The sequence below is a fragment of the Streptomyces sp. NPDC059832 genome (genome assembly GCF_042731715.1).
In the GTDB taxonomy this organism is placed as follows: domain Bacteria; phylum Actinomycetota; class Actinomycetes; order Streptomycetales; family Streptomycetaceae; genus Streptomyces.
Map to the genome: position 1 here is coordinate 1 of NZ_JBHWIY010000114.1, position 1,392 is coordinate 1,392.

The 1,392-nt window shown below is 66.7% G+C and carries 1 protein-coding gene; it reads right to left on the reverse strand.

Features of this window, described 5'->3' with window-relative positions:
- Window positions 1-94: 94 nt before the first annotated feature.
- A complete protein-coding gene (locus tag ACFV8T_RS45595) occupies window positions 95-1,342 on the reverse strand; it encodes an IS701 family transposase (RefSeq protein ID WP_385339807.1) in 1,248 nt (415 codons plus the stop codon).
- Window positions 1,343-1,392: the final 50 nt, after the last annotated feature.

Genomic DNA, 1,392 nt, shown 5'->3' on the forward strand with positions numbered 1-1,392 from the left:
TACTCCAGTCAGATTTGGTGTCCTGAGCTGGCTCTTTTCAGGTAGTGGCATCGTTGGGCGATGGCTTGGTGGCGTCTGCGCCAGTGGGACCATCTCAGGGCATGCTGACGCTGGTTGAGTTCAGGTCTGGGGTGGGGCAGGAGAGTGTCCAGGAGCCGTCGGATTTCCGCCATGGTGAGGGAGGCGAGGCTGGTCGGTTCGTTTCTGCGGTTTCCCGGTGGGCGGCTTGGGCGGCCAGGGCGGTGAGGAAGGCATGGGCGAGCATGGCCAGGGTGATGTGCCGGTACCAGCCCGGATAGCGGCGGACCTCGTACTCGTCCAGGCCGCACTCGTTCTTTGCGGCCTGGAAGCATTCCTCGACCGCCCACCGACTGCCGGCGATCCGGGCGAGTTCGTCGATCTCGATGCCGACGGGTGCGTGGGCGAGGTAGTAGGCGATCTCGGTGGGGTCGGACAGACTGCGGCGGGCCAGCACCCAGCGATGATGGGTCGGCGGATCCGGGTCGAAAATGATGTTGGCGGGCAGTTTCGCCGCGGCCCAGTCATAGACGCGTGGGCCTTTCGCTCCGTCGCCGCAGGACAGTCGCTGCCAGGCATCGGCGGGGGCTTCGTCAATGAGCTGGTCGATGCGCCAGCAGCCGGCCAGGGACTTGATCTGCTGGGACTTGGGCACCGCAACCACGTAGCCGATGTCGAGTTGCTCGAGCAGGCGTCGGAAGTTCCAGTCCTGCCCGTAAGCCTCGTCCGCGGTCACCCAGGCGGCCGGCAGGCCCGCGGCCACGCAGCGGCGCACGATGTCCCGGGCCAGCTCCCCCTTGGTGGCAAAGCCGCGTTCATCAGGGATTTTCGCTGCCCGGCACCGCTCACGGTCGCAGGTCCAGGATTTCGGCAGGTAAAGCTCCCGGTCCACCAGGGCCCGGCCCGAACTGGTGGCGTAGGCGGCGAACACGCCGATCTGGCAGTTGTCGATCTTCCCCGAGGTGGCGGTGTACTGCCGGCCCACCCCGGCCGAGGTGGTGCCCTTCTTGACGAACCCGGTGTCATCGATGATCAGTACCCCGCCCGGACCGAGCCGCTCGGCGGCGTAGTCCCGCACGTCGTCGCGTACGGCATCGGCGTCCCAACGGGCACCGTTCAGCAGGTGTTGCAGGCCCGCCGGATCACGGTGGCCGGCCCATTCGGCCAGCTGCCAGCCGTTCTTCCGCCCGACCGGCGCCAGCAGACCCCGCACGTAGTCACGCATCCGCCACCGCAGATCCGCCTTCCCGAACCGGCCCGCTACCCGAGCGAAAGCCGACTCCAACTCGGCCTTCCAGCAATCGACTTCAGGCATCACGTCCATACCCGAACAACGACAACCAGCAGCTCAGGACACGAAATCTGACTGGAGTA